Origin of the sequence: Klebsiella sp. Q11 (genome assembly GCF_964241505.1) — a bacterium.
Taxonomy (GTDB): domain Bacteria; phylum Pseudomonadota; class Gammaproteobacteria; order Enterobacterales; family Enterobacteriaceae; genus Klebsiella; species Klebsiella michiganensis.
In genome coordinates this window covers 303,655-328,884 of record NZ_CAXSXW010000005.1, presented here as the reverse complement: position 1 = coordinate 328,884, position 25,230 = coordinate 303,655, and the positions used below count along the sequence as shown (strand labels likewise).

The following is a 25,230-nucleotide window of genomic DNA, read 5'->3' as shown; positions in this document are numbered from 1 at the left end:
GCGCCTTTTTTCACAGCAACACAGAACGCTACTATGAGCAAAAGCGCCGGCGGCGGCAAATAACCAATCCGCTAACGCTTATGCTCAGAGTGAATAACGTTTACTGCGCGTCGGCGCTCTCCACCTGCGGCACCGTCGACGTCGCGCCCTGTTCCGCCGGCGCGTTGGCCGGGTCGAAGATATGGTCGAGGATGGCGCGCGCCGTCGGTCCCGCAACCACGCCATCGCCGCCGCCGTTCTCCAGAATCAGCGCCATCGCCACCTTCGGATGCTGATAGGGGGCAAACAGGGTATAGAAGATATGGTCGCGCAGGCGCACCGGGATCATCTTCGCGTTGTAGGTCTGGTTCTCCTTCAGGCTGAAGACCTGGGACGTCCCGGATTTTGCGGCGATCTGGTACGGCGCGGTATGGAACAGCTTATAGCCGGTGCCGTTTGGCAGGTTCGCCATGCCGTACATGCCGTTGCGCACCACGCCCCAGTACGGCGAATGCGGATCGCCAACCTGCGGCAGATCCTGCGGCGGCTGATAGCGCTCGACCTTATTACCCTGCTTCATGGAGTAAAGCAGATGCGGATTTTGCACTTTGCCGTTGTTAATCAGGGTCGTCAGCGCCTTGACCATCTGGATCGGCGTGGCAATCCAGTAGCCCTGACCGATACCGACGGAAATGGTATCCCCCTGATACCACGGTTTTTTATGCACCCGCTGTTTCCACTCCCGGCTCGGCAGCACCCCGGCATACTCTTCGTTAAGATCAATGCCGGTAGACTGACCGTAGCCAAACTTGCTTAGCCACTCGTGAATGCGGTCGATACCCATCTCAAACGCTACCTGATAGAAGAAAGTATCCGCCGATTCTTCTATCGCTTTGGTGACGTTAAGCATGCCGTGGCCGCTCTTCAGCCAGTCGCGGTAGCGGCGCTGGGTCCCCGGCAGCGTCCAGGTCGGCGCGCCGAAGAAGGAGGTGGTTGGCGTGATTACGCCCGCCGACAGCGCCGACAGCGCCATGTAGGGCTTCACCGTCGACGCGGGCGGATAGAGACCCTGGGTGACCCGGTTAATCAGCGGCCGGTCCGGGTTATCGAGCAGCGAACGGTAGGCCTGATAGCCGATGCCCCTGACAAAGGGATTGGGATCGTAGCTGGGGCTCGACACCATGGCCAGCACGCCGCCATCGCGCGGATCGACGGCCACTACCGCCGCGCGCTGCCCCTTCAGCACCGACTCGATATACTGCTGCAGGTGCAGATCCAGCGTCAGGTAGATGTTCTTCCCGGCCACCGGCGGGACCTCTTTTAGCAGACGCACGACCCGCCCGTGGTTATCCACTTCCACTTCCTGATAGCCGGTGGTGCCGTGCAGCGCTTTCTCGTAGTAGCCTTCAATGCCCTGCTTGCCGATATTGTGGTCGGCGGCGTAGTTCTCTTCTTCCCCGGCTTTGGCCAGCTTTTGCAGATCGCTGTCGTTGATCTTCGAGACATAGCCAACCACGTGCGCCAGTTCGGCGCCGTAGGGATAAGCGCGCTGCTGATAGCTCTCCACCGTGACGCCGGGGAAATGAAACTCATTGACCGCAAAACGCGCCACTTCAACATCGCTCAGGTCCGATTTTAACGTCACCTCTTTGTAGCGGCTGTTGTGGTGCATATCGTCGCGGAAGTCGGCGATATCCTGCGGGGTTAAATCAACGATCGGCGTCAGCTGCTGCAGCAGCGCCGTCATATCGGCGATTTTGCTCGGGATCACCTGCAAACGGTAGAGGGTAATATTTTGTACCAGCGGGATGCCGTTGCGGTCGAAAATCAGCCCCCGGCTCGGCGCGATGGGCAGCATTTTAATGTCGTTCTGGTTTGAACGCGTCTGATAAAAGTCGTGCTGATCCACCTGCAGGCGGTAAAGATTAAGGATCAGGATGGCGAAGCAAATCACCACCAGTAGAAACGCAATGACGGCACGGCGGATAAATAGCATCTTTTCCGCTGAATGGTCGCGAATTTCATCTCTCATTAGGGACATTAGCGGTCATTTACCTGGGTTACAAAGTGCCTGAAAAGGGAAAAGCGGGGAAGAATAGCGTTATCGCAGCGGGAGCCCTACCGAAAGGTTGCTAATGATCTGGCAGAAATGTTTCAGCATGTTAGAAATTTAAGGTGACACTGTCACCAATCCCCTCCATCAAAAAGCGATGGAGGGGTTGTAGTTTAGCGTGCCAGCCAGGCGCGCCAGCCGCCGTAGGCGGTAATCTCCGTGGCTTCGCCTAATCCGTTGGCTTCGCAGATAAAGCCCGCTAACCGGCGTCCGTCGGCAAGCTCAACTTTTCCCAGGCCCAGCGGCGCGGGGATGGCCGCCAGCAGCGAACCGACCTCCGCGCTGGGTAGCTCCCACACTTCAACCGCGATCGACGCCCCGCCGCTATCGGCGCGAACCATCGCCGGGCGTTTGCCGTCCGCGAGAGCGTATAAACGATAGTGCGGCGCGCTGCGGGTCGCCTGCAGCAGCCGACCGCCCCGCGCCAGCAGCTGGCCGTTAAGCGGCAGGCCAGAGAGATGAGCGCCGCAAACAACCAGCGCCATTCGGTCATGGCCGGCGACGCGTTCAGGCGGCGGGGTCTCCAGCCGCGCTCCGCCCGCCAGCGGCAGCCGCTCAGCGCGCTGAAACGCATCGGCCAGGCCCAGTAAATACTGGTCGGTAAAGGCCCGGCCAAACAGCGTGACGCCCGAAGGCAATCCGTCCGGCATAAATCCGCATGGCACGCTCACCGCGGCATAGTCCAGCAGGTTCATAAAGTTGGTGTAGTACCCGAGATCGGCGTTACGCGCGATCGGCTCCGCCTCCAGCTCGTCAAGCGTCACCGGGCGCGGATAGGTTGGCGTCAGCACGCAGTCCAGGGTCTCGAGTATCGCGTCGCAACGGGCTTTGTACTGCTGTAGCTGATAGATCGCCGTAAAGGTCGCCGTGGCGTCGGTGCCCGGCGCTTTTGCCAGCACGTCGCGAATAACCGGCAGTACCGCCTCCGGCTGCCGCGCCATCAGCGGGCCGACCACCGCGTAGCGTTCGGCGACCCACGGCCCGTCATACAGCAGCCGGGCTGCCGCCAGAAACGGCGTGAAATCAATCTCAACTGCCACCCCGCCCAGCGCCGTCAGCCGTTGCCGGGCCTGGGAAAACAGGCGTTCGCTTGCGCGGCAGCCGAGGAAATTGAGCTCGCGCGGAACGCCAAAACGAAACCCCGCGGACGGTCTGCCGAACGCCTGACGGCTGTTCCACTGAGGATTACGGCGGCTCCAGGCGTCCTGCGGATCGCACTGTGCGACGAGCGCCAGCAGCTGGCTGACCTCGTCGGCGGTGGGGCTGAAAACGGTCACGCAGTCTAACGTACGACAGGCGGGGACCACCCCTGCGGTGGATATCAGCCCTTTACTGGCCTTCAGACCCACCAGGTTATTCAGCCCTGCCGGGACGCGGCCGCTACCGGCGGTATCCGTGCCCAACGAGAAGCTGGCAACGCCCAGCGCCACCGCCAGCGCGGAACCGGCGCTGGAACCGCCGGAGGGATACTCCGCATGATAGCTATTGCGGCAGCGACCGTACGGCGATCGGGTACCGTTCAGACCGGTAGCGAACTGATCGAGATTGGTTTTACCGACCGGCACGGCGCCCAGCGCAATCAGCTGAGCGACAATCGTCGCGCTCTGCTCCGCCCGATACGCAAACGCCGGACAGGCCGCGGTGGTGACAATCTCCGCCAGATCGATATTGTCTTTGATGGCGAACGGCACGCCGTACAGCGGCAGCGCGGCCGGCGAGAGGTCATCCAGCGCCGCCAGAAACGGCTCCTGCTCCTCTTCGCTCAGAATATGGATAAACAACCGGAACTCGGGGTTAAGCGCCTGCGCCCGCTGGCGGATGTCCGCCAGCACGCTGCGCGGTGTGGTTTTACCGGTGCGGTAACGCTCCGCCAGGGTTGCCAGGCGTAAATCAAACGTCTGCTGCATCATGCCTTCTCCTCAATAATCACCGCCACCCGCTGCCCGGCGCGTACCGCGCTGCCCGGCTGCACGTGAACCTGTTGAATAACACCATCGCAGGGGGCCAGCAGCGGGATCTCCATCTTCATCGACTCCAGCACGACCAGCACATCCCCCGCGCGGACCCGGCTGCCTGCCGCCGTTTGTACTTGCCACAGGTTTCCGGAAATCGGGCTTTCCACCCCCTGTTCGCCCTGCCGCAGCGGCGCGTCTCCGCCCTCATCCACGGCGCTCTCCTGGCTGTCAAAATGGGCCTGCCCGCTGGCTATCCAGCGATCGCGTTCGGCGTTAAACGCCTGCTGCTGATGCTCGCGAAACGCGCCGATGCTGTGCGCTTCACGGCGGAGAAACTGCTGGTATTCCGCCAGCCGCAGCGTGCTGTGCTCAATGCGCAGCGGGTAGCGTCCGAGCGGGAAATCGCGGCGAATCTGCAGCAGCTCTTCGGCCGAAACCGGATAGAAACGCAGTTGGTCGAAGAAACGCAGCAGCCAGGGTTTGCCGGCAAAATCCGCTACTTCGCGATAGCGATTCCACATCTGCAGGGTCCGGCCAACGAACTGATAGCCGCCGGGCCCCTCCATGCCGTAGACGCACAGATAGGCCCCGCCGATGCCGACCGAGTTTTCCGCCGTCCAGGTGCGCGCCGGGTTGTACTTGGTGGTAACCAGGCGATGGCGCGGGTCAAGCGGCGTCGCCACCGGCGCGCCGAGATAAACATCGCCCAGCCCCATCACCAGATAGCTGGCGTCAAATACCGTATTCCATACCGCCTGTTCATCGGGCAGATCGTTGATGCGACGTATAAATTCCAGATTACTCGGGCACCAGGGCGCGTCCTGGCGCACGGTGGTCATATATTTATCGATTGCCCTGCGGCAGGCCGGATCGTCCCAGGAGAGCGGCAGATGCACCACGCGCGTCGGCACCTGCAGATCGTCACTCAGGCAGACCGTGGACCACTCGCTGCGCACCCACGCCAGCAGCGTCTCAAGGGGCAACGTTTCCGGCTGAAAATGGATTTGCAGCGAGCGAATCCCCGGGGTGATATCGATCGCGCCGTCTCTTGATTGCGCTTCCAGGGCCTGCATCAGGGCGTGAATGCGGAAACGCAGAACCAGATCCAGCTCCGGCTCCCCGGCTTCCAGCAGCAGATGCGTATCGCCGGAGAGTCGCGCCACCAGGCGTTTGTCCGCCTCGCCGCAGGTCATCACGACAGGCGACGTCAGCGGCGCGGGCTGCCAGGCTATCGCCTGGTGACTTAGGGTCGCCAGCTCGGCGCGCCGCCCTTCCGCCAGCCGCCGGGCGGTGGGTAAATCCACCGCCACGAAACGTACCTTATCCCCGGCCTTGAGCTGGCCTAACTGCCAGAGGTCGGCTTCAATCACCGTGACCGGGCAGACAAAACCGCCGAGGCTCGGCCCGTCCGGTCCAAGGATCACCGGCATATCGCCGGTAAAATCGACCGCGCCCACCGCGTAAGGGTTATCGTGAATATTCGACGGATGAAGCCCCGCTTCGCCGCCGCTGTCGCGGGCCCACAGCGGCTTGGGGCCAATCAGGCGCACGCCGGTGCGGCTGGAGTTAAAGTGGACCGCCCACTCCGTGGCGAAGAACGTCGCAATATATTCCGGCGCAAAGAATTCCGGCGCGCCGTGGGGGCCGTAAATCACCCGCAGCGTCCGCACTTCAGCCAGCGCTGTGCGTAGCGCGGCGGGTAGTTGATCCCCGCTTCTGGCGGCGGCGTGCGGCGCCAGATGCAGCACGTCGCCTCCGCGCAGCGCCCGTCCACCGTGGCCGCCAAACTGTCCGAGGGTAAAGGTGCTTTTACTCCCCAGATAGTCCGGTACCTGAATGCCGCCGCTCAGGCAGAGATAGCTTCTGACCCCAGCGCCGCTTATCGCGCCCAGCTTCAGGGTCGCCCCCGCCGGAATAGTCAATATGCAGTCCAGCGGCTGGTCTACGCCATCGAGCGTCACCGCCAATGGCGCGCCGCACACCACCGCCTGAACGTCGGTATTAAATTTCAGGGTCGGCCCGTTGAGGGTGATTTCCAGCGCGGCCGCTCCCTCGGCATTGCCCAGCAGGCGGTTGCCGAGACGCAGGGCGCGATCGTCCATCGGCCCCGACGGCGGTACGCCCACCGCCCAGTACCCCAAACGTCCCGGATAGTCCTGCACGCTGGTCTGGGTTCCGGCGCTCAGCACCTCCACGGTCGCCGCGCGGTAGCGCAGCTGCTCAAGGCAGCGGGTCCAGGGCTCGCCTTCGGTAAAGGGCGCAAAGCCAAGAATTTGTTGCAGGTACACGCGGTTAGTTTCTACGCCGTACAGGCGGGTCTCCGCCAGCGCCTGCGCCAGGCCGGCGATAGCCTCATCGCGGCTGGGGCGCCAGGCGATCGCTTTTGCCAGCATCGGGTCGAAGAACGGCGGGACTTCGCACCCGGCCTCCACCCAGCGGTCAATACGCAGGGCTGCGCCGTCCGCCGGCGGAAAGAAGACGTCCGTTAACAGTCCGGGAGAAGGCTGGAATTGCCGCCCCGGATCTTCGGCGTAAATTCGCGCCTGGATAGCATGGCCCTGGGGCCGTAACCCGGCGGCCAGCTCAGGTAGCGGAGGCAGTTCCCCCGCCGCCAGCTCAATCATCCAGCGCACCAGGTCAACGCCCCACACCTGCTCCGTGACGCCGTGTTCGACCTGAAGCCGGGTATTTACCTCGAGGAAATAAAACTGCCGCGCCGCGCTGTCATAGACAAACTCCACCGTCCCGGCGCTGCGGTAGCTCACCGCTTTACCCAACGCGATAGCCGCCGTGCATAGCGCCTGCGCCATCCCTTCAGGCAGATTCGGCGCGGGCGTCTCTTCAATCACTTTCTGGTTACGCCGCTGGACTGAACAGTCGCGCACGCCGAGCGCGATGACCTCTCCCCGCCCGTCGCCGAAGATTTGTACCTCCAGATGGCGGGCGCGTTCGATATATTTTTCGAGAAATACCCCGCCGTCGCTGAAGTTGTTTTGCCCCAGCCGCTGCACCGCGGCAAACGCCTCAATCAGCTCACGGGCGTCGCGACAGACGCGCATGCCAATCCCGCCGCCGCCGGCGGTGCTTTTGAGCATCACCGGATAGCCCACCGCCTCAGCCGCCCGGCAGGCTTCGCCGCTGTCGGCCAGCAGTTCGCTGCCTTCCAGCAGCGGCACGCCCTCGGCTTTGGCTAAGGCGCGAGCGGTATGCTTCAGGCCGAAGGTGCGCAGCTGCTGTGGAGTGGGGCCGACAAACGCCACCCCCGCCGCCTCGCAGGCCTCGGCGAAGGCCGCGTTTTCAGACAGAAAGCCGTAGCCGGGGTGGATCGCTTTGGCGCCGCTCTGCTGCGCGGCGGCAAGGATCTTCTCCGTCACCAGATAGGTTTGCGCCGCCGGGCCGTCGCCGAGGCTTAACGCTTCATCCGCGTCGCGGATATGCAGACTACTCAGGTCGGCTTCGGAATAGACGGCGACACCCTTCACCTGCATCGCGCGCAGGGTGCGCAGAATGCGGCAGGCGATGGCGCCGCGGTTGGCAATCAGTAAGGTATCAAACATAAGCGCAACTCACAGGGTCGCGGGTCGTCCCGCAATAATTCGATTTTCCCCTGAGGTCGTCCCCGGGGTGAACCGGCGCTTAAGGTTTGCGCGTCGGCGTACTGTTCAGGCGGTCTGCGCGGACGGCGAAGAGCCGAAAGGCCAGCAGACGCCAGCGCTGCCAGCGGGTCAGTTCCATACCAGCACCTCGGCGGGCGTGGGGTTCCAGCCGTTGCAGGGATTATTTAACTGCGGACAGTTGGAAATCAGCACCACGGCGTTGCACTCGGCGCGCAGCTCAACGTATTTCCCCGCCGCCGATATTCCGTCCTCAAAGGTCAGACCGCCTTCCGGCGTCACCGGGACGTTCATAAAAAAGTTAATGTTGGCGCCGATATCGCGCTTATGCAGGCGGCCATCGTGCAGGCAGGCGCAGAGGAAATTATCCCGACAGCTGTGCATATAGCGTTTATCCTGGGCGTAGCGCACGGTGTTGCTCTCCTGGGCACAGGCGCCGCCGAGGGTATCGTGGCGACCGCAGGTGTCGGCAACGATGGTCATCAGCGGATTGCCCAGATTGGAATAGAGTACGCTGCCGGTGGTCAGATAGGCATTGCCCTGGCGGCGCAGCGTGCGCTGCGGATCGTAGCGTTCTCGGGGGTTATCGGCGTTGTAAAACAGGGTATCAATGGCCTGGTTGCCTTCGAGGTCAAGCAGGCGCAGGGTTTGCCCTTTTTGTACCTCAAACAGCCAGGGTTCCCCTGCCGGGATCACATGGCGATAGACGGCATCTTCGGGACGACGGTTACTGGCGATCAGGGTCATCGCAGCCTCCTTACAGGGCAAAAAGTTGGGTGTTGAGGAACGCGCGCTGGTTTTCATCGCGGGTAAAGAGCGCTTCCGCGGCCGCCTGCGCATCGTCAGCCTGGTACCAGCTCAGCTGGATCGGCCGCGGGGCGTACTCCGCGGCAGGGTCCTGAGGATGCGGCAGCGCGGTCAGCACCATGAGGACATCCATCGGCGCAAACAGCTCAACGTAATCTCCGGCGCGGCTGTTGGCGGAAATAAACTGAAAACGGCCATCCTCATCGACGGTGACTTTGCTGAAGAAGTTAACCACCATCAGCAGGTCCTCCAGGCCCAGATCCCATTTACCCATTTCAACCAGCAGGTTATCGACGCCGTTGCGGTAGAAGCCGTTGCGCAGCTCCTGGTAGCGTCCTGCGCCATATTTTTCACGCGTCTCGTCGGCGTTGAGTATCCCGCCGAACGGGTCGTGCCAGCCGCAGCTGTCGGCAACAATCCCGGCCAGAACGCGCCCCATATCGGAGTAGAAACAGTGCCCGGCGGTCAGGCGCGCGGTGTGCTGCCCCTTGAGGGTATCCGGCAGATTCAGGCGCTCACTCTTCTCATGGGGATTCAGCATCATCATGCTGACGTTGGCTCCGCCGTCGATATCGGTCAGGCGCAGAATCTGCCCTTTGCGCAAAATCAATGAGGTGTGCGCCCCGCCGGGTAGCCGCTCTTCGCGCAGGCTGGGGGATGAGTGAAAAAGTGCGGTCATCAAACTATCTCCTTAATGCGTAAACGTTATTGTCGCTGCCGGTGGTCATCTGCGACATCCGCGCTTCATTGAGCGGAATATCGTAGGTAACGCGCGCCCCCCAGGCGTTGGGCGCCTGCGGATCGATGCGCACTTTGTCGAAAACCAGCAGCCGGGTGCCAAGGTTGAAGCCCTCCGCGAGGTCGTGAGTGACCATAAAAACCGTCATCCGCGTTTCGCTCCACAACTGGAGCAGCAGCCCGTGCATATCCTTGCGAATACCGGGATCCAGCGCGCCGAAGGGTTCATCAAGCAGCAGTACGCGCGGCTGCATGACGAAAGCCTGGGCGATCGCCAGCCTCTGCTGCATCCCGCCGGAGAGCTGCGCCGGATATTTATTCAGCGCGTGCCCCAGCCCGACTTTCTCCAGCATCCGCTGCGCCCGTTCGCGCGCGTCGCGTTTCCTGCCGGCAAACAGCCGGCCAAACAGCGGTGACGCCGGGAGTTCGAGGCCAATGGCGACGTTATCCAGCACGTTGAGGTGCGGAAAAACCGAATAACGCTGAAACACCACGCCGCGGCTGCGGTCCGGCTCCGCCGCCAGCGGCTGGCCGTCGAGGGTGATTTCCCCGCGAGTCGGCTTTTCCTGGCCGAGCAGCAGGCGTAAAAACGTCGACTTCCCGCAGCCGGACGCGCCGACCATCGAACAGAACTCGCCCTCTTTCACCTGCAAATTGATGCGCTCCAGCACCACGTGGTCGCCGTACTCCTGCCAGATATTTTTGATGTCGATAAAGCTCATGCCCGGCCTCCTTCCGCCCACGGGAAACAGGCTTTGTGCAGCTGGCGCAGAGCCAGATCCATCAGCCATGCCAGCAGGGTTATCCAGATGACGTAAGGAATAATCACATCCATCGCCATATAGCGGCGGACGAGGAATATGCGATAGCCGAGACCGGCGGTGGCGGAAATGGCCTCGGCGGAGATCAAAAACAGCCATGCGGAGCCCAGCAGCAGGCGCAGGGAGGTTATCAGCCGCGACAGCAGCTGCGGCAGCACTACCCGCAGCACCACCGTCCAGCTATTGGCGCCGAGGGTTTGCGCTTTGATAAACAGCTCCGCCGGGATTTCCCGCGCCCGCTGTTCAAGGTCGCGCGCCAACATCGGCGTAATGCCAATGACGATAAGCATCACTTTTGATAGCTCATCCAGGCCGAAGACGATAAACAGCACCGGCAGGATCGCCAGCGGCGGGATCATCGACACCACGGTCATCAGCGGCGACAGCGCCGCGCGGTACATCGGGAACACGCCGGCGGCGATGCCGATGCCCAGGCCAATCAGCGACGAGAGCGCCAGACCAATCAGCAGGCGGCTCATACTAATCAGCGTGTCGGCCCACAGCAGATACTCGCCGCTGCGTTTATCCGGGGTGAAGGCCATCCGATCGATGGCCGCGATCATCTGCGACAGGCCGGGCAGCAGCTTATCCTGCGGGTTGGCTTCCAGCCGCACCGCCGAACCGATAAACCAGGCGGCGATCATCAGGACGAAGGGCAATAGCATCAGCGTCAGGCGCATACCCTGCCGGGGATAGCGGTTAATGTGGCGCATGGCGTGGACTCCCAAGGTCAATCATTACAGCTGCCCCGCCGCGGCCAGCTTCAGATAGCTGTCGTCAAAGCGCAGTTTGCTGTTGGCGGTATCGCCGACGGTGACGCCGCCGGGGAAGGTCATGCCGATAAAGTCAGCGCTCTGCGCCCCCTCTCCCAGCAGCCCTTTATCAAAAGAGAACTGCGCTACCCGCTGCATGGTTTTTGCCAGCGCCGGCGAGGAGATAAACGTCAGGGTATCGGCAGGCGTCCAGAAGAGATGGGTTGTTTTTAGCTGCGCCCGGTAGCCCGCGAGGTCGGTGCCGGAATCGGCGGCCATTGCGCTTAGCGCCTGCGTATCTCCGGCCTGCATTTTGGCCATCATTTCGAACCAGGCGCCGGTCAGGGCTTTACCCAGCGCCGGGTTATCTTTCAGGGTCTGAGTATTCACCACCATCATGTCGATCAGCTCGCCGGGAACCTGCGAAGAGCTAAAGACCTCCGTGGTTTGCGGCGTCTTTTTGATAACCGAAAGCTGTGGATTCCAGGCCACCGCCGCGCGTACGCCGCTGGTGCCAAAAGCCGAGACGATATCCGCATCCGAGGTATTGACCACTTTGACGTCTTTTTCCTGCAGCCCGGCTTTTTCCAGACCGCGAACCAGCAGGTAGTGCGATACCGAAAGCTCCGGGAGATACACCGCCATGCCTTTCAGATCGCTGAGCTTTTTATCCGCCCCCTTTAGCACCACGCCGTCGTTGCCGTCGGAGTAGCTGCCGGTAATGAGCGCCGTGGTATCCACGCCCCCCGCCGCCGGAATGGTCAGGGCATCCATGTTGGTCATGGTGCAGCCGTCAAACTGGCCCGCGGTGTACTGGTTAATGGATTCGATGTAGTCGTTCAGCTGAACGATATTGATTTTGATACCGTATTTGCTGGCCCATTTATCGATGATCTTTTCGTTGCTGATGGTGCCCCAGGGCATCCATCCGGCATAGATAGTCCAGCAGATGTTGAACTCTTTTTTGACGGCGGCAAACGAGGGGACGCTGGCCAGCAGCGCCAGCGACAGGATAAGAGAGCGGAGGATCGGCGGTGTCTTCATGGTGGACCTCTGGTTAGCACGAGAAACGGGGGCAGCGCGACACCCAACGGTGCTGCTGTCTCCCGGGCTTTTGTCCCGCCGTGTAACCTCGCAGAGGTCGCCAGCTCTCGGACCAGACGTTCACCTGAGTGAACCGGAACCCTAGCCAGCTATTGTGTTATCTCAATTGTCTGTTGCGCTGCCTTCTGAACAGGAGCGTGCAAGGTCTATGCCAGGCGCGCAGCGCGCGTAAAATCAGCCCTACGACGGTAGGCGCCGCCGCGGCTCCCAAAAATGGGGAGTGATGATGGGGCATTGCATGGATTTGGTGCGTATGGCGTGAAGGCGGCGAGCGGTCGGGACGATAGCCGCTCGCCGGGAAACGCTTGCTAGCGCGCTTTTTCGCTCACCGTCATGGTGAATCGCGCGATCTTATCCCCGGCGTTAGCGTAGCTATGCGGGGCGTCGGTACGCGCGACGGCGGAATCCCCCTCTCGAATCAGATAGACCCCGTCGTTAACCGTCAGGGTTAAGGCGCCCTCGGTCACGAAAAGCAGCTCAGTCGTCCCCTCCCCGTGCCCCGGCGATGTGAACATTTCTCCCGGATTGAGGCTCCACTGCCAGAGCTCAACCATATCCGGACCGCTGGTACCGGCAAGGAGCCGCGCCTTGCCGCCCTGCTCGCCCTGCCACAGCGTGGGAATCTCGCCTTCTGCAATCACCTTTACCGGCGGCGCGGTGGCGACATTGACAAAATCGGCCACGGAAACGCCCAGCGCCGAGGCCAGACGGCACAACAGCGCAATGCTGGGATTGGCCCTGCAGGCTTCAATGTCTACCAGCATACCTTTGCTGACGCCCGCGCGTCGCGACAGCTCATCCAGGGAGATCTTCTTTTCCGCCCGGTAGCGCTTAATGCGCGCCGCAACGGCTTCATTAATCATGGCGGCATCGGCGCCCGCGTCGGTCGTTATATTGACTTTATTGGTCATCGGTCGATATTATGCTTTAAAATGGTCGTTACAGGATTATCCAATGAATAGCGTATTACCGTCAATCAGCCCGCAGGTCTCCGCGCTGGCCCCCGGCTTTCGCGCCCTGAGCATTGATGTCGTTTCCGCCGCCGTACGCGCCCCCCTGGTCGGGTCCGATGCGCTCCGCTCCGCCTGCCAGGCGGTTATCGCCGGCGAGCCGCAGTGGGCGGAGGCGCACCTGCAGGCCTGGAACGAGGTATTCCGCGCCTTTGGCGCAAAACCCAAGCGGACGCCCTGCTCGGCGGAAGCCTTGCGCAGGCGGGTGCTGCGCGATGGCGAGATGGCTGCGATCGATCCCATCGTCGATCTCTATAATGCGGTGAGCCTGCGCTACGCCGTGCCGGTCGGCGGCGAAAACCTGGCGGCTTACGTTGGCGCCCCGCACCTCAAGCTCGCGGACGGCAGCGAACCGTTCGATACCGTCAAAGAGGGGCAGATCGTTCACGAATATCCCGACGCGGGAGAAGTGGTCTGGGGCGACGATCGCGGCGTGACCTGCCGACGCTGGAACTGGCGACAGGGAGTACGTACTCGTCTGAGCGTGGAGAGTCCGCGGATGTGGTTTATTCTTGAAAGCCTGCCGGAAATGCCGCTTAGCGCGCTGCAGGAGGCGGGAGAGATGCTGAGCAACGGCCTGCTGGAGATGATGCCGGAGGCGACGATCCGCTCACAGCTGATAGGGCCAGGAGCCTAAAGCCATTCCTTGCGCCCGGCAGCGTAGCACCGCCGGGCGCAGCGATTACTTCCGCGCCTCGAAGGCAATTTTCACCGCCATCCCCGCCAGCACCGTCGCCATCAGCCAGCGCTGAAACTGCTGCCATAACGGGCGCCCCGCGAGAAACAGCGACACCTGCCCGGCCATCACCACAATCAGCGCATTAACCGCTACGCTAATGAGCGCCTGCGTCCCTCCCAGCACCAGCGACTGCGCAAGGATGCTGCCGTGTCCGGGCGAGATAAACTGCGGCAGCAGTGAGAGATACATGATGGCGATTTTAGGGTTCGCCAGGTTAGTAATAAAGCCCATCATAAACAGCTTACGGCCGCTATCGGCAGGCAGGTCGCGCACCGCAAAGACCGAGCGCCCGCCGGGCTTCACCGCCTGCCAGGCCAGATAAAGCAGATAGACCACGCCGCTGATGCGCAACGCGTCGTAAGCGTAGGGAACGGCGAAGATCAGTGCGGTAATACCGAACGCGGCGCACAGCATATAAAACACAAACCCCAGCGCCACCCCGCCGAGGGAGACCAGTCCGGCCCTTCTTCCCTGGCAAATCGAGCGCGAAATCAGATAGATCATATTCGGCCCCGGGGTCAATACCAGGCCAAGGGCAACAAGCGCGAAGGTCAGCAGCGACGGTATCTCAGGCATAGCGTATCTCCGGTAAAGTGATGTGATGCCCAGGCGCGCGGCGGCGATACCCATGCTCCCCGACAGTAACCTGTCTAAAGCGCCAGTCACAGGGTGACGAACAGTATGACCGCGGTTGGCGATGCGCGACAACTCACCTGAACAGGTGGGCTAACTCTCCTTATCTTCAGCTTTTGCCGCCGCGCTGGAGCGGTAAATAAAGAACAGCGCCAGCCCCAGACAGACGATGGCCCCCAGCCGCCCCGCTGAAAAGGCAATGGCGTCGTTACCCAGCCAGCCAAAATTATCGATCAGCAGACTCATGGCCAGTTGGCCAAAAATCACCGCCACCGTGGCCGTCGCGGTACCGATACGCTGCACCGCCACCACCATAATTACGATATAGGGAACCCCGCAAAATGCGCCCAGCAGCTGCCATTTCGGCACATCCAGCAGCGTTGTCGACTGATGGGGGGCAAAATAAAAAATCAGCAGCGCCGTGATCAAGGCGCCCACCGCAAACGTGAGAAACGCGCTGCGAAATACGCCCACCTGGCTGCCCAAACGGCCGTTAATCGCCGCCTGCATACTCAACATCGCGCCGCCGACCAGCGCCAGCAAAATCATTATGCTACTCATGTTAACTCCTCAGCTTGTGGCGATCAGAATCAGGGCGACGATGATAAACAGCAGCGCGATAACCCGCCGTCCATCGATTTTACGTTTTGCCGAACCAAACAGACCGTAGTGGTCAATCAGCAGGCTTTTGCATACCTGACCGGCCAGAATGCCGATCATCGTCATGGCGATACCGATAACCGGTACGGCGATGGTTAAGATGACGACGTAAATGGGCCCCAGTACGCCCCCGGTAAGCTGCCAGCCCGGTAAGGAGAAGAACGAGGGACCCTGCCTGGGGCCAAACAGCAGCATCAGCAGAAAGGTTAGCGCGCTCCCGACGCTAAAAATGCTAAAGGTGGCCCACAGGTCCCCTACCTGACCGGCAAGCGGCCCGAGTAGTCCGGCTTCCACGGATAACCCCATGCCGCCGGCAATCACAAGAAAAATAAGTAATAACTGCATCGTTGATATCCGATTATTGATTGGGTGGCAGAGCATAAAGCAGCGAAGTAATGTGAAAAACGATACAATCAGGGAAACACTTTTGCGGATATTGCATTAATGAGCGATGCGGGTAATGTGAATTTTCGGGCGCTACAGCTGTTTATCGCCGTCTATGACAGCCAGAGTTTCTCCGTAGTGGCGAGGCGGGAAGGCGTTTCGCCCTCGATGGTATCGCGCGTCATTCACCAGCTTGAGGATGCGCTCGGCCAGCAGCTCTTTTATCGTAATACCCGGGCGGTGGTTCCCACCGAAGCGGGACGCCTGTTTGCCGAACATGCCAGAGGGCTCGGCGAACGGTTCAGCGTTGCCAGGCGCGACCTGCAGGACCGTCGTCTTGAGCCGGGTGGACTGGTGCGGATCAACGCCCCGGTCTATTTTGGCCAGCGCCATATCGCGCCGTGGCTGCCGGGGCTGACGCAGCGCTATCCACAGATGCAAATTGCGCTGGCGCTGACCGATGACTTTATCGATCCGCACCGCGAAGCGACCGACCTGATTTTCCGCATCGGCAGCCTGCCGGACTCCAGCGTTCATGCCAGAGTACTGGGTATGCAGCATCACTATCTGGTTGCGGCTCCGGACTATCTGCAGCGCTGCGGCACGCCGGAGAAACCGGAAGATCTTCGCCATCACAGCACGCTGGTCTACAGCGGTTCAAATGGACCTAACCGCTGGCTGTTCCGCCTCGCGGAGGGAGAATGGGTTCACTATCCGCAAACGTCGCGGCTGGCATCAAATAACGCCGATGCTCTGCTGACCGCTGCGCTGGGAGGCATGGGGGTGGTGCTCTTTCCCGATTGGATGGTCAATGAAGCCATGGGGGCTGGAAGGCTGGTTCAGCTGATGCCTCACTACAGCGCGGCGATCGGCAGCAGCCCCTCGCCGGTGTCGGCGATCTACCCTCACGCCCGTCATCCTTCGTTAAACGTACGTGCGGTAATAGACTATTTTATCGACGTTTTTGGTACGCCTTTATACTGGCAGCGCTAAGCCGTTTTACGCACTAAAATTGTCGTAACTCAAACAATCGGTCTTCGCTGGCGGGGATGATGTCTTAACGATTCCTTTACGCGTATGTTACGACTATTGTGGTTGAGTCAATACTGAACAATCAATCATTGAACAATGATATATGTTCGGTTTTTACAAAGGCATTGAACGGAAATAACTATTAAATCCGTAGACTCATTCAAATATCGCTTATTGGTAGCAGTGTATATCGTAATGGCATTCACAAAAGCAAACGGAGCCTGATATGAGCACGTCAAACGATCCTTCTAATACCCCGTCGGCAGGGAAATGCCCTTTCCACGCCGAGACGGCGACGCCCACCCAGAGCGCTGGCGGTGGCACCGGCAACCGCGACTGGTGGCCAAATCAACTACGGGTGGATCTGCTGAATCAGCACTCCAATCGTTCAAACCCGCTGGGCGAACACTTTAACTACCGCGAAGAGTTTAAGAAGCTCGACTACTCGGCCCTGAAGGCCGATCTGCGCGCCCTGCTCACCGATTCTCAGGAGTGGTGGCCAGCGGACTGGGGTAGCTATATCGGGCTGTTTATTCGTATGGCGTGGCACGGCGCCGGTACCTATCGTACCGTTGACGGGCGCGGCGGCGCGGGCCGCGGCCAGCAGCGTTTCGCACCGCTCAACTCCTGGCCGGATAACGTCAGCCTCGACAAAGCCCGTCGCCTGCTGTGGCCGGTAAAACAAAAATACGGGCAAAAAATCTCCTGGGCCGACCTCTATATGCTGGCAGGCAACGTGGCGCTGGAAAATGCCGGTTTCCGTACGTTTGGCTTCGGTGCCGGTCGTGAAGACGTCTGGGAACCGGATCTGGACGTCGACTGGGGTAACGAAACCGAATGGCTTGCCCATCGTCATCCGGAAAGCCTGAATCAGCAGGCCATTGGCGCGACCGAAATGGGGCTGATTTACGTCAACCCTGAAGGCCCCAACGCCAGCGGCGACCCGCTCTCCGCCGCCTCCGCGATTCGCGCGACCTTCGGCAATATGGCAATGAATGATGAAGAGATCGTCGCGCTGATCGCCGGCGGTCATACGCTGGGCAAAACCCACGGTTCCGCGGTGACCAGCCACGTTGGCGCAGAGCCGGAAGCGGCGCCGATTGAAGCGCAGGGACTCGGCTGGGCGAACAGCTACGGCAGCGGCGCGGGCGCCGACGCGATCACCTCCGGCCTGGAAGTGGTCTGGACGCAAACGCCGACCCAGTGGAGCAACTACTTCTTCGAAAACCTGTACAAATATGAGTGGGTGCAAACCCGCAGCCCGGCAGGCGCGATTCAGTTCGAAGCGAAAGACGGCCCGGAAATTATTCCAGACCCGTTTAATCCGGAGAAAAAACGCAAGCCGACCATGCTGGTCACCGACCTGACGCTGCGCTTCGACCCGGAGTTCGACAAGATTTCCCGCCGCTTCCTTAACGACCCGCAGGCCTTTAACGAAGCCTTTGCCCGCGCGTGGTTTAAACTTATCCACCGCGATATGGGGCCGAAGTCCCGCTACATGGGCCCGGAAGTGCCGAAAGAAGATCTGATCTGGCAAGATCCGCTACCGGCGGCGGTCCACACCCCAACCGCAGAGGATATCGCGACGCTGAAAACCGCCATTGCCGACGCCGGCCTCTCGGTCAGCGAGCTGGTTTCCGTTGCCTGGGCATCGGCCTCCACCTTCCGCGGCGGCGATAAACGCGGCGGCGCCAACGGCGCGCGTCTGGCGCTGGAACCGCAGAAATCCTGGCCGGTAAACGCCATCGCGTCCCGCGTGCTGCCGACCCTGCAGGGGATTCAGCAGGCATCCGGTAAAGCGTCGCTGGCCGATATTATCGTTCTGGCCGGCGTGGTGGGCATTGAGCAGGCTGCCGCGGCGGCGGGCGTTCAGGTTAGCGTTCCCTTCGCCCCTGGCCGCGTCGATGCGCGTCAGGATCAGACCGATGTGGAAGCGATGGATCTGCTGCAGCCGCTGGCCGATGGTTTCCGCAACTATCGTCGCGTTGGCGGCGGCATCTCCACCGAAACGCTGCTGATTGATAAAGCGCAGCAGTTAACGCTGACGGCGCCGGAAATGACGGTACTGGTGGGCGGTCTGCGCGTGCTGGGCGCGAACTTCGACGGCAGCCGACACGGCGTGTTTACCGACCGCGTGGGCGTGTTGAGCAATGATTTCTTCGCTAACCTGCTCGATATGGGCACCGTCTGGAAAGCCGCTGACGAGCACGCTGAGCTGTTTATCGGCCGCGACCGTAAGAGCGGCGAAGAGAAATATACCGCGACCCGCGTTGACCTGGTATTTGGCTCCAACTCCGTCCTGCGCGCCCTGGCTGAAGTGTATGCCTGCAGCGATGCGCGGCAGAAGTTCGTGAATGACTTCGTTGCCGCATGGACCAAGGTGATGAACCTCGACCGCTTCGATCTGTAATCCTTTCCCCAGCAGAAATGCTAAACCCGGGCCAATGGCCCGGGCTCCTCTTATCTAATCCAGATTGTCAGCAGAATAATGATGGCCGCAATAATCGCCACCTGAATAAAGACTTTATCCAGCGATCCTCTGCGCATCGCGCCCCCTTTTTCAGAACAGGATTTGCCAGATAGCCAGCAACAGCACCAGCAGACCCACCAGGAAAAATATCAGCGCGATGAGGGTGTCCGGAGAACGATTCATCTCTGCGCCTCCTTATCATCAGAACCACTGACCAAAGCGTTTGATATAGAAACGCTTCATGCCCTGCGCGACCAGGCAGTAGCTGAGCAGCGTCGCGATCAGCCACGGGAAGTAGCTCAGCGGCAGCGGCTCCAGCCCGACCATCGCCCCCAGCGGCGAGAATGGAATGTAGATGCCCATCGCCATAATGACCGCGGTGGTGAGCAGCACCGGCAACGTCGCCCGACTCTGGATAAACGGAATTTTCTGCGTTCTCAGCATATGCACCACCAGCGTTTGCGACAGCAGCCCTTCAATAAACCACCCGGACTGGAACAGCGCCTGGGCTTCGACGTGATTCGCCGCAAACACGTACCACATCAGCGCGAAGGTGGTGATATCAAAAATGGACGACGTCGGGCCAATCCACAGCATAAAGCGGCCGATATTTTTCGCATCCCACTTGCGCGGCTTACGCAAGAATTCCTTATCCATCTTGTCCCACGGCAGCGAGAGCTGAGAGAGATCGTACATCAGGTTCTGGATCAGCAGATGAATCGCCAGCATCGGCAGAAACGGAATAAACGCGCTGGCCACCAGTACCGAGAAGACGTTGCCGAAGTTAGAGCTGGCGGTCATATTCAGATACTTAATGATATTGCCAAAGGTCTCACGCCCTTTGATCACCCCTTCTTCCAGCACCATCAAATCCTTTTCCAGCAGGATGATATCGGATGCCTCTTTGGCGATATCCGCCGCGCTGTCGACGGAAATACCGACGTCCGCATCGCGCAGCGCCGGCGCATCGTTGATGCCATCGCCGAGGAAGCCGACGGTGTGGCCGTTTTTCTGCAGCGTTTTCAGGATGCGCGACTTCTGCAGCGGCGTCAGTTTGGCGAATACCGAACGCGTTTCCACTTCGCGCTCCAGTTCGTTATCCGTCATCGCTTCAATCTGCGCGCCGGTCAGGATACCGTGGGCATCAATCCCCACTTCCAGGCAAATACGCGCCGTGACCACCGGGTTATCGCCGGTCAATACTTTGACCGCCACGCCGTTATCGCGCAGCGCGGTAATCGCTTTTCCCGCGCTCTCCTTCGGCGGATCGAGGAAGGTCAGCATCCCTTCGACCGTCAGCCCCTGCTCATCCGCGGCGCACAGCGGGGTTGTCAGGGCGGAGTCATCCAGCTTGCGGGTCGCGACCAGCAGCACGCGGAAACCCTGGGCGTTGTAATCCTGCGTTTTGGCTAACAGCAGATCGCGGCGGGTTTCATCCAGCGCAACCACGCGGTCGCCTTCGCGCAGATGCGTGGCCACCATCAGCATCTCTTCGACCGCGCCTTTGCAGATCAGGCTTTTATCGCCGTGGCGGACATCTTCCACCGACACCGAGACCCGACGGCGGACAAAATCAAACGGCAGTTCATCAAGCTTTACGAAGCGCTCTTTGGTCGCTGGCGCAATCCGCCCCTCGCCAAAGCGCAGCACCGCCCGGTCCATCAGGTTGCGCGCCCCGCTCTGGCTGCTGCTGTTGAGCCACGCCAGCGTCAGCACCCGGTCGCTCTCGCTGCCGCTGACGTCAAGATGATGCTCAAGAATGATATTGTCCTGTGTCAGCGTGCCGGTTTTATCGGTGCACAGCACGTCCATGGCGCCAAAGTTCTGAATAGCGTTCAGCCGCTTGACGATCACTTTGCGCCGCGACATGGCGATAGCGCCTTTCGCCAGGTTTGAGCTGACGATCATCGGCAGCATTTCCGGCGTCAGGCCCACCGCGACCGCCAGGGCAAACAGCGATGCCTCAACCCAGTCTCCTTTGCTGAAGCCGTTAATCAGCAGCACAATCGGCACCATCACCAGCATAAAACGGATCAGCAGCCAGCTGACGCTGTTTACCCCACGGTCGAACGCCGTCTGGGTGCGCGTACCGACAATGGACTTCGCCAGCGAACCAAACCAGGTGCGGTTTCCGGTAGCCACCACCACCGCCTGCGCCCTGCCGCTGGTCACGTTGGTGCCCATCAGACAGATATTGCCCATCTCCAGCAGGCTTTTATCTTTGTTCGGCTCGGGAAGCCTGTCGCACCCTTTGCCGGACACGCTGGCCAGAACATCATACTTTTCCACCGGTAGCGATTCGCCGCTAAGTATCGACTGGCTGACGAACAGGTCCCGGGACTCCAGCAGGCGGACATCCGCCGGAACCAGATCCCCCGCCGCCAGGAAGATGATGTCACCGGGCACCAGTTCCTCAATGGCAATCTCCTCCTGCGCCGGCCCCATGTTACCAGGACCGCGACGCAGCACCGTCGCCGTGGTGCGAACCATGGATTTCAGCGCCTGCGCCGCTTTGTTGGTGCGAAACTCCTGCCAGAAACGCAATAACCCGCTCAGGCTGACCATCGTGACGATAATAATAATCCCGGTCAGATCGGTCTCTTCGCCGTTACGCAGCGGTAGCCAGTAATCGGTCACGAAGCTGACGGCGGCCAGCGCCATCAGGACATAGATAAACGGGTTATTGAATGCCTGCAAAAGCTGGATTAGCGCCGGCGGCGCCTGCTCGTGCGCGACTTCATTGCGGCCATATTCATTCAGCCGTTCAAGGGCATCTTCGGTGGTGAGCCCCTGACGGCTGCTGTTGAGCCGCGCCAGCGTATGATCCGGGCTGTTAAATGCCTCGGTTTCAATGGCGAAGCTTTTTTTATGCTGCTTATCATTTTCTGACGCAGACCGGTTTATTTTCCGGTTTTCTATTTTCATGTCAGTCATGATTATTCCTCAAATTTAAGACGTCGTTATCCCTGCATAATTGACTTATGCATAATTCATTTTTACGTTATTAAACGCTTATTACTTTAATTGCCTGGGAATATCCATCATTCCCTCCTTAGACAAATCATTGCCAGAGTAGAATATCAGGGAGGCTAACTCCCCTCGACGCACCAGCGCACTGACGTAATGTTTTCGTCACCGCCAATTCTTGACATAATAAGATCTCGCGCTTTGCGGGAGTCGGTATTACCAACCAGTTCGATGCGGATTTCTTTATGTCCTTGTTCTTTTGCTGCTATCGACACCAGCCCCTGCAAGCTGAGCGTCATCTCTTTACTGATATTAAGCAATAGCTGACGAATCGCGTTTTCATGTTCGCTATGACAGATAATATTCAGGACGTAGCATTTTTCTTCTTCTGTCGCGCCGGGGATCTGATTAATTCTCTGCGCCGCTTCGCGGAGTAGAATATTGGCGCACAGGATGATCAGCGTTGCCGCCGCCGCTTGCCAGAACTGGCCTAAGCCACACAGGACGCCAATCGCCGCAGAGCACCACAGGGTTGCCGCGGTGTTCAGGCCGCGCACGTTCATGCCTTCCCGCATGATGACCCCGGCGCCGAGAAAACCAATTCCGGAAACCACCTGCGCGGCAATACGTCCCGGACTATCCGGCGATGTGGAGATCGAGCTCAGAATAAAAACCGCCGCGCCGGTGGCGACCAGCGCATTGGTGCGCAGGCCAGCCATCCGCTGACGCCACTGTCTTTCGGCGCCAATCAGCGCGCCCAACAGCATCGCGGCGAGTAAATTTGCGATATAAGGAAACATCAACATAGCTTCCTCCATTTTTGCTGGAAGAATTAACTACGTGCTTTATTAAGCACACGACAAATTGTCGCCAGAGAGGCGATTAACGTCGCGTTGACGGTGGAGGGAATAATGTATTTTTAAACATGAACATGACGATTATCCTCGCAGCCATGCTGCGTTATTTTTTATGGGATGCAATCGTCTGGATGAGGAGATTGCTGCCCGCCGGTTGGCAAGCAGCGCAGAAAAAATAGCGTCAGCTTGCCTTGATGTTTAAGTAAGGGTGACTGTCCAACATATTTCTCCTGTGTGAATTTGTGCTCATTATAGTCATTCAATTATTTGAGTAAAGTTAAAATCTCGCTTTAGTGACGATTTGTTTAGAATGACCTTAATGCGCTAAGCCTGCCCGTCAGGATTAACCCCGGCGCGAACCGGGGTTAATTCACTAGTCAAAGACGCCATTAATTATCGACGTCACGATCGCCGTACTCAGCGCGATCAGCACTAAATCCTGGCCCACCACGCGCCATTCATAGCCAGGATAGTAAGGCAGTTCGTTGAGCATCGATGCCGGAACCGCTTTTTTTGCAATACCCGGAGGTAAGGGTTTACCGCGAGCCAGATTTTTGGCGATTCCCGGCGGCAGCGACTGATAGCCGGTTAAACCGTAGTTTACCGCCAGCGATCGCGCTCTGGAGAAGCTGATATCGTCAGAGACATGATCGGGTTTGCCGTAGTTTTTTCTCTGCCCCGGGCTTCCTTCTTTATGACCCTGGTTGCCCTTATCAACGTTGTTTTTACCGCTATTGCCGTTGTTACCGTTATTGCCATGGTTACCGCTATTACCATGATTACCGCCGCCGTTGCCATTACCCGGGTTGGCGAAAACTGGCGTGGCCATCATTGACAGCGAAAGCGCCGCCGCCAGCGCTGCCTGTAGGACTTTCTTACTGGACATGATTTTTTCCTGAGTGGGAGTACTCGCTTTGAATGTAGGTGAATAACCTGAGCGCAACAATCTCTCGTTATCTTAAATTTATTTCAGGTCAAACTTTGCGGCCCGATGGTGAATTCCTTCACTCCGCGGCCGGGCCACAGGCGAAAACCAGCATACAACGCCAGCCAAACCACATTGGCATTATTTTATTCTGCAAATCTCTCTCCCCCGATGCGATTAAAAATTTAAAACCATTAACAATCAAATAACATTAGCAGGCAAACATTTTATCTGAGGAAAATAATAATATGTCTACCACCCAGGTTCTGGGCGACGCCGCGTTCGCCGCCCCAGGACATCCCCACTCCAGCCTGACCGCTCGCATCGATGCGCTGCCCGCCTCCGTTGGCCTGTGGTCTTTTATCACCCTCCTGGCGCTGGGCGGCTTCTTCGAGCTGTACGATCTTTTTCAGACCGGCTATATCAGCACCGGGCTGCTGGCAGAGGATATTTTCCATACCGGCGAGCAGGGTATCTTCGGTATCTCCGACCAAGCCGCCTTCGCGTCGTCCACCTTTATGGGGCTGTTTATTGGCGCCAGCCTGCTTGCGCCGCTGGCGGATAAACTGGGCCGCCGCCTGACGTTTATGTTTGCCCTCGCCTGGTACGGCGTATTTTCGCTGATGATGGCCCTGCAAAGCAGCGCCGAAGGGGTTATCTTCTGCCGCTTTCTGGTCGGCGTCGGTCTCGGCATTGAGCTGGTGACCATCGACACCTATTTAAGCGAATGGGTGCCGACGCATCTGCGCAATAAAGCCTTCGCTTTCGCCTTCTTTATTCAGTTTTTATCGGTCCCCGCCGTGGCGCTGATGTCGTGGCTGCTGGTGCCGATTACCCTTTTCGGCCTGACCGGCTGGCGCTGGGTGATCATCTTCGGCGCGCTCTGTTCGCTGATTATCTGGGTTATCCGCAAGAAGCTGCCGGAGTCGGCGCGCTGGCTGGATGAAAAAGGCCGCCACGAGGAAGCCCATAAGGTGATGTGCGAAATGGAACAGCGCTGCGGCGTTTCTCCCTCGCCGCGCCACCAGGTTGAGACGCAGGATAACCCGCGCAGGCTGGGAAGCTTTAAAGCGATCTGGGCGCCGCAGTACCGCAAACGTACGATCATGCTGATGGTAATGAACTTCTTCCAGGCCATCGGCTTCTTTGGCTTCGGCAACTGGCTACCGGCCCTGCTTTCCGGTCAGGGGGCGAGCATCACCCACAGCCTGCTGTACGCGTTCTTTATTACCCTCGCCTATCCGATTGGCTGTCTGTTCTGCACCCGCTTCGTTCATCGTTTTGAAAACAAATGGCAAATTGTGCTTTCCGCGCTGATGACGGTGGTGTTTGGCACCCTGTTTGCCCTGCAGAACAGCCCGGTGCTGCTGGTGATTTGCGGGTTTATGATCACCTGGTCAAACGCCTGGCTGACCATTAGCTATCACGCCTACCAGGCCGAAGTTTTCCCGACCCACATTCGCGCGCGGGCGGTCGGCTTCTGCTACTCCTTTAGCCGGCTGTCGACGGCGATCACCAGCATTTTGATCGGCATTATTTTGCAATACGCCGGTACCCCAGGCGTGATTAGCTTTATCGTCGCCAGCATGCTGATGGTGATGCTGTCGGTGGGCATCTTTGGTCCAAAAACTCGCGGGATCAGTCTGGAGAATATTTGACGGTAGCTGCCG

21 protein-coding genes and 1 riboswitch are annotated in these 25,230 nt (G+C 59.5%); of the genes, 4 read left to right on the top strand and 17 right to left on the bottom strand.

The genetic code is table 11. From position 1 onward, the window contains the following. Positions 1 to 100 precede the first annotated feature (100 nt). The 9 genes from mrdA to ACESQ2_RS10515 form a co-directional block, all read right to left on the bottom strand. A complete protein-coding gene (gene mrdA / locus ACESQ2_RS10555; protein WP_004850811.1) occupies positions 101 to 2,020 on the bottom strand; it encodes a penicillin-binding protein 2 in 1,920 nt (639 codons plus the stop codon). Between the two features lie 185 nt (positions 2,021 to 2,205). Further along, on the bottom strand, positions 2,206 to 4,002 hold the full coding sequence (gene atzF / locus ACESQ2_RS10550; protein WP_373170377.1) for an allophanate hydrolase: 1,797 nt from the start codon (positions 4,000 to 4,002) through the stop codon (positions 2,206 to 2,208). Next, positions 3,999 to 7,604 (bottom strand): urea carboxylase, encoded by a 3,606-nt coding sequence (uca, locus tag ACESQ2_RS10545; RefSeq protein WP_373170376.1) that lies wholly within the window; start codon positions 7,602 to 7,604, stop codon positions 3,999 to 4,001. Before uca ends, atzF begins: the two co-directional genes overlap by 4 nt. Before the next feature lie 168 nt (positions 7,605 to 7,772). Continuing rightward, complete coding sequence (locus ACESQ2_RS10540) at positions 7,773 to 8,408, bottom strand: urea amidolyase associated protein UAAP2 (protein WP_373170375.1); 636 nt, start codon at positions 8,406 to 8,408, stop codon at positions 7,773 to 7,775. A 10-nt stretch (positions 8,409 to 8,418) separates the two neighbouring features. Continuing rightward, positions 8,419 to 9,147, bottom strand: a complete 729-nt coding sequence (locus tag ACESQ2_RS10535) for an urea amidolyase associated protein UAAP1 (protein ID WP_014838455.1) — start codon at positions 9,145 to 9,147, stop codon at positions 8,419 to 8,421. A gap of 4 nt (positions 9,148 to 9,151) precedes the next feature. Further along, positions 9,152 to 9,928: an ABC transporter ATP-binding protein gene (locus ACESQ2_RS10530; protein WP_014838454.1), complete on the bottom strand. Its 777-nt coding sequence runs from the start codon at positions 9,926 to 9,928 to the stop codon at positions 9,152 to 9,154. Further along, positions 9,925 to 10,740, bottom strand: a complete 816-nt coding sequence (locus ACESQ2_RS10525; RefSeq protein ID WP_009652192.1) for an ABC transporter permease — start codon at positions 10,738 to 10,740, stop codon at positions 9,925 to 9,927. Before ACESQ2_RS10525 ends, ACESQ2_RS10530 begins: the two co-directional genes overlap by 4 nt. 24 nt (positions 10,741 to 10,764) lie before the next feature. Continuing rightward, on the bottom strand, positions 10,765 to 11,823 hold the full coding sequence (locus tag ACESQ2_RS10520; protein WP_014838452.1) for a putative urea ABC transporter substrate-binding protein: 1,059 nt from the start codon (positions 11,821 to 11,823) through the stop codon (positions 10,765 to 10,767). Positions 11,824 to 11,880: 57 nt separating this feature from the next. Continuing rightward, a riboswitch (guanidine-I (ykkC/yxkD leader) is annotated at positions 11,881 to 11,979 on the bottom strand. 212 nt (positions 11,980 to 12,191) lie between these two features. Further along, the gene (locus tag ACESQ2_RS10515) at positions 12,192 to 12,794 is read right to left on the bottom strand and encodes a helix-turn-helix domain-containing protein (RefSeq protein ID WP_014229319.1); all 603 of its coding nucleotides are present in this window, start codon (positions 12,792 to 12,794) and stop codon (positions 12,192 to 12,194) included. 43 nt (positions 12,795 to 12,837) lie between these two features. On the opposite strand from ACESQ2_RS10515, the gene ACESQ2_RS10510 reads away from it, so the two are divergent. Then, positions 12,838 to 13,530 carry a B3/4 domain-containing protein gene (locus ACESQ2_RS10510; RefSeq protein ID WP_014229318.1) on the top strand — a complete coding sequence of 231 codons (693 nt, stop codon included), beginning with the start codon at positions 12,838 to 12,840 and terminating at the stop codon, positions 13,528 to 13,530. 45 nt (positions 13,531 to 13,575) lie between these two features. Here the strand turns inward: ACESQ2_RS10510 and ACESQ2_RS10505 are convergent, their stop codons facing one another. From ACESQ2_RS10505 to ACESQ2_RS10495, 3 genes are all read right to left on the bottom strand, one after another. Next, a complete protein-coding gene (locus tag ACESQ2_RS10505) occupies positions 13,576 to 14,208 on the bottom strand; it encodes a LysE family translocator (RefSeq protein ID WP_014229317.1) in 633 nt (210 codons plus the stop codon). 150 nt (positions 14,209 to 14,358) lie between these two features. Next, positions 14,359 to 14,826, bottom strand: coding sequence for a DMT family transporter (locus ACESQ2_RS10500; protein ID WP_025108281.1), 468 nt, complete (start codon positions 14,824 to 14,826; stop codon positions 14,359 to 14,361). Positions 14,827 to 14,835: 9 nt separating this feature from the next. After that, a complete protein-coding gene (locus ACESQ2_RS10495) occupies positions 14,836 to 15,270 on the bottom strand; it encodes a DMT family transporter (protein ID WP_004850792.1) in 435 nt (144 codons plus the stop codon). Positions 15,271 to 15,369: 99 nt separating this feature from the next. Between ACESQ2_RS10495 and ACESQ2_RS10490 the strand changes: the two genes are divergently transcribed. After that, entirely contained in the window at positions 15,370 to 16,302 is a 933-nt protein-coding gene (locus tag ACESQ2_RS10490) for a LysR substrate-binding domain-containing protein (protein WP_373170372.1), read from the top strand. Between the two features lie 265 nt (positions 16,303 to 16,567). Further along, positions 16,568 to 18,751: a catalase/peroxidase HPI gene (gene katG, locus ACESQ2_RS10485; RefSeq protein WP_014838449.1), complete on the top strand. Its 2,184-nt coding sequence runs from the start codon at positions 16,568 to 16,570 to the stop codon at positions 18,749 to 18,751. Between the two features lie 50 nt (positions 18,752 to 18,801). On the opposite strand, the gene mgtU is transcribed toward katG, so the two are convergent. The 5 genes from mgtU to ACESQ2_RS10460 all read right to left on the bottom strand — a co-directional run bounded on the left by mgtU (position 18,802) and on the right by ACESQ2_RS10460 (position 23,521). After that, entirely contained in the window at positions 18,802 to 18,888 is an 87-nt protein-coding gene (gene mgtU / locus ACESQ2_RS10480; protein ID WP_251009858.1) for a magnesium transporter protection protein MgtU, read from the bottom strand. Positions 18,889 to 18,901: 13 nt separating this feature from the next. Continuing rightward, complete coding sequence (mgtR, locus tag ACESQ2_RS10475; RefSeq protein WP_014229313.1) at positions 18,902 to 18,994, bottom strand: protein MgtR; 93 nt, start codon at positions 18,992 to 18,994, stop codon at positions 18,902 to 18,904. 18 nt (positions 18,995 to 19,012) lie between these two features. Further along, complete coding sequence (gene mgtA, locus ACESQ2_RS10470) at positions 19,013 to 21,745, bottom strand: magnesium-translocating P-type ATPase (RefSeq protein ID WP_025108278.1); 2,733 nt, start codon at positions 21,743 to 21,745, stop codon at positions 19,013 to 19,015. Between the two features lie 155 nt (positions 21,746 to 21,900). Next, entirely contained in the window at positions 21,901 to 22,596 is a 696-nt protein-coding gene (locus ACESQ2_RS10465; protein ID WP_025108277.1) for an MgtC family protein, read from the bottom strand. Between the two features lie 412 nt (positions 22,597 to 23,008). After that, positions 23,009 to 23,521, bottom strand: a complete 513-nt coding sequence (locus ACESQ2_RS10460) for an anti-virulence regulator CigR family protein (protein ID WP_046878360.1) — start codon at positions 23,519 to 23,521, stop codon at positions 23,009 to 23,011. Between the two features lie 287 nt (positions 23,522 to 23,808). Between ACESQ2_RS10460 and ACESQ2_RS10455 the strand changes: the two genes are divergently transcribed. Then, positions 23,809 to 25,218, top strand: a complete 1,410-nt coding sequence (locus tag ACESQ2_RS10455) for an MFS transporter (RefSeq protein ID WP_042945145.1) — start codon at positions 23,809 to 23,811, stop codon at positions 25,216 to 25,218. Positions 25,219 to 25,230: the final 12 nt, after the last annotated feature.